Source organism: Archangium sp. (assembly GCF_036389735.1).
Lineage (GTDB): Bacteria > Myxococcota > Myxococcia > Myxococcales > Myxococcaceae > Archangium.
The window spans coordinates 1-3,893 of the sequence record NZ_DASVWK010000764.1 but is presented as its reverse complement, the minus strand read 5'-3'; the positions used below and the strand labels follow the sequence as shown (position 1 = coordinate 3,893).

Below are 3,893 nucleotides of genomic sequence, written 5' to 3'. Positions count from 1 at the left end.
CATCCCCATGCCCACTCATTGTGGTGCCCTCCCGAAGACGGCGGCGCGAGGGGTGTTGAAACCAGACCGATGAGCGGAACCAATCCACACCTCTTCGAGAGCACCACCGCCATCCGTGTCCGGCAGGTCGAACTGCTCGCTTCGGACGACCTCCAACGTCACCGGGAGAAGCTGGCGCGCATCGTCCTGGACGAGATGTATCAGTTCGTGGGCCTGCTCGACGTCCAGGGGGCCCTGCTGGAGGTGAATCGGGCCGCCCTGGAAGGCGCCGGAATCCGCCTGGAGGACATCCAGGGCAAGCCCTTCTGGGAGGTCCGATGGTGGTCCGTCTCGAAGGAAATCCAGGAGCACCAGAAGGAGGCCGTGCGGCGAGCGGCCGCCGGGGAGTTCGTCCGGTACGACGTGGAGATCTACGGCCAGGCCTCGGGAGAGGGGACCATCATCATCGACTACTCCCTCATCCCGGTGAAGGACACCCGTGGCCAGGTGGTCTTCCTCCTCGCCGAAGGCCGGAATATCACCGAGAAGAAGCGGGCCGAGGCGGAGATCGCCCGGCAGAACCAGGAGCTCCAGCGGCTGCTCGACCGGGTCCGGGAGCTGGACGCGCTCAAGAGCGAGTTCTTCGCCAACGTGAGCCATGAGCTGAGGACTCCCCTGGCCCTCATCCTCGGACCTGTCGAGAAGCTGCTCGCCCATGGCGACTCGCTCACCGAGTCCCAGCGCAGGGACCTGGAGGTGATGAGGCGCAACGCCTCGACGCTGCTCAAGCAGGTCAACAACCTGCTCGACCTGTCCAAGCTCGATGCCGGAAGGATGCAGGCCAGATACGCCGAGGTGGACCTCGCCCGGCTGGTGAAGGTGGTGGCCGGCCACTTCGATGCGCTCGCCGCCCAGCGAGGCATCTCCTACGTCGTCGAGGTCCCCGAGCGCCTCCCGGCCCAGGTGGATCCGGAGAAGCTCGAGCGGGTGGTGCTGAACCTGCTGTCCAATGCCTTCAAGTTCGTCCCGGATGGGGGGCGTATCCACTGCGGCCTGCGGCCCACCGAGCAGGGCCGGGCGCTCCTCTCGGTCCAGGACAGCGGGTCCGGGGTGAGGCCCGAGCTGCGCCAGACCATCTTCGAGCGCTTCCGTCAGGGAGACGGGGGCACGACCCGCCAGTTCGGTGGGACGGGGCTGGGACTCTCCATCTCCAAGGACTTCGTGGCGCTGCACGAGGGCACGATAGGTGTCACCGATGCTCCGGGGGGGGGCGCCCTCTTCCTGGTGGAAGTGCCGCTGCGCGCCCCCGAGGGCGTCTGGGTGCGCCCGGGGAGCGAGCCCACGGCCCTGGAGCACGACGCGGTGGTCCAGGGGACACTCGAGGAGCTCGCGCCCGTCGCCGTCCAGCCCGTCCACGCGGGCGAGGACTCGGACGCGGACAGAGCCCTGGTCCTCGTGGTGGAGGACAACCCGGAGCTCAGCCGCTTCATCGTGGAGGTCCTCTCCAGGGACTTCCGCGTGCGGACGGCGATGGATGGCCAGGAGGGCCTCGAGCGCGCACGCGAGCTCGCGCCCGACCTCATCGTGAGCGACATCATGATGCCGCGGATGAGCGGGGCCCAGATGATTGGACGGCTGCGGGAGGATCGCGCGCTGGACGGCCTGCCCATCCTCGTCCTGTCCGCCAAGGCGGACGACACTCTGCGGTTGGAACTCCTGCGCAACGGGGCCCAGGACTATGTCGTGAAGCCCTTCTCCGCCGAGGAGCTGCTGGCGCGGGTGCGCAACCTCGTGGAGATGAAGCGGGCGCGCGAGGTGCTCGAGGAGGAGCTGTCGCTCAAGTCCAACAACCTGGAGGCGCTCGCCCGGGAGTCCATGCGTCGCAAGCGGCAGCTCGAGCACGTGTTGGAGGAGACCCGGGTCGCCCGGCAACAGGCCGAGGCGGCCAGCCGCGCCAAGGGAGAGTTCCTGAGCCTCGTCTCGCACGAAATGAACACCCCCCTGACCTCGGTGCTCCTGACCCTGGACTCCGTCGAGCGCAGCGGAATCCGTCCCGAGAACGCCTGGCGGCTCCGACGCCTGCGCGAGTCCTCCCAGCGGCTGAAGCGTCTGGTGGCCGGGATGATCGACTACTCACGCATCGAGTCCGGGAAGCTGCTCCTTGACGTCGAGCCGTTCGATGTCGGCGCACTCGCCACGGAGGTGCTCGCGGAGCTCGCGTCGGAGGCTTCCCAGAAGGGGCTGAAGCTCGGCCTCGCCGCATCCGAGGTGCCGCCGCTGCGGAGCGATGCACGCATGGTCCGCCTCATCCTGGGCAACCTCCTGGGCAATGCGCTCAAATACACCCAGCGAGGACACGTCGAGGTTGCCCTGCGATTCGAGGAGCGGGGCCACGTCCTCGAGGTCCGGGACTCCGGGCCGGGGATTGCCAGGGAGCACTGGGGCCGCATCTTCGAGCCCTTCGAGCAACTGGAGCCCCTGCGGCACAAGTCGACACCCGGGGTGGGGCTGGGGCTGGCACTGGTGAAGCAGGTGGTGGAAGCCCTCGGGGGCAAGGTGGAACTGGAGTCGGAGGTCGGCGTGGGCAGCACCTTCCGCGTGGTGCTCCCCGCGCTGGCTCTCGAGACCACGGTGCGGCCGGACCACTGCTCTTCAGGCTAGTCGTTGTTGTCCCAACCCCTCCAGCATGTTCCTTGACACCCCTTTGTAGCTTGTCAGGTGGAGCGCGTAGCCTTTCCATCGCTCCGCAATCCCGCGGACAGGATGGAACCCATGACGCCCCCCACCACCTCGAGGACCCGCTTCGGGTCCAAGCTGCTGCTCTCCCTCTTCACCCTCTCGCTCTCCGCCTGCGGCGTGGGCACCGACGTGGAGCCCACGCCGGGCTCCGAGCCCGTCTCCTCCGAGTCCTCGCTCCTCACGGCGCGGGTGCGCCTGATGGCCGCCAACATCTCCAGCGGCAACTACCAGAACTACGACCCGGGCCACGGCATCCGCATCTTCCAGGGCACCAGGCCGGACGTGGTGATGATCCAGGAGTTCAACTACGGCGACAACTCGGCCACCGCCATCCGGAACTTCGTCAACACCGCCTTCGGCTCGAGCTTCTATTACTACCGCGAGGGCGCCGCGCAGATTCCGAACGGCGTCATCAGCCGCTGGCCCATCCTCGCCTCGGGCGAGTGGGATGACCCGTACGTCTCCAACCGCGACTTCGCCTGGGCGCGCATCGACATCCCCGGACCCAAGGACCTCTGGGTGGTGAGCGTGCACCTGCTCACGTTCGGGCCGTGAGGACCCAGATACCAGAAAAAGACCGGCCCGCAAACCCCCTTCCGGACTGCTCTTCGCGGATGCCCCTCCAGGGCCTCTGGCTGGCCCGCTGGGCTTCGTTCCGGTCTCCTGCTGGCCCCGCCCGGCCCCCTTCAACCGGAGCCCCTGGAGCCGCCTGGCAATGGTGGCCGGGGTGGGGTGGCCTGAAATGTGCCGGGAAGGCACGGGGGGCACGGGGGAACCTTCGGTCCCGAAGAGGCACGTTGGGCCCTGAGAAAATCACCATCAGAATTCTGGAGATGGGTCTCTAATCCCGCTGGTTCATGGCTAGCCCTCCGGAACGAGTTCGAGCCTCCCACTGGGTGATACCCTTGTCTGTCGTCCATGGGGCACCGCCACCATCCGACCATCAGGCCCCTGGAGACCGACGGACCCCTGCGGGATCGCCACCATCCGGCCGTCATTCCCCTGGAGACCGACGGACCCCTGCGGGATCGCCACCATCCGACCATCATTCCCCTGGAGGCCGATGGCCCCCGACGGGATCGCCACCATCCGACCATCATTCCCCTGGAGGCCGATGGCCCCCGGCGGGATCACCACCATCTGGCCATCATTCCCCTGGAGGCCGATGGCCCCCG

General features: G+C 67.7%; 2 protein-coding genes and 1 pseudogene. All 3 read left to right on the top strand.

Annotated elements, in window-relative coordinates:
• Positions 1-69: 69 nt before the first annotated feature.
• Positions 70-2,640, top strand: a complete 2,571-nt coding sequence (locus VF794_RS27105; protein ID WP_331115295.1) for an ATP-binding protein — start codon at positions 70-72, stop codon at positions 2,638-2,640.
• A gap of 111 nt (positions 2,641-2,751) precedes the next feature.
• Positions 2,752-3,261 (top strand): annotated as a pseudogene (locus VF794_RS27100) (endonuclease/exonuclease/phosphatase family protein); the annotation flags it as partial.
• A 375-nt stretch (positions 3,262-3,636) separates the two neighbouring features.
• Positions 3,637-3,893 (top strand): hypothetical protein (locus tag VF794_RS27095; protein ID WP_331115293.1); only part of this gene is annotated, 257 nt, incomplete at its 3' end.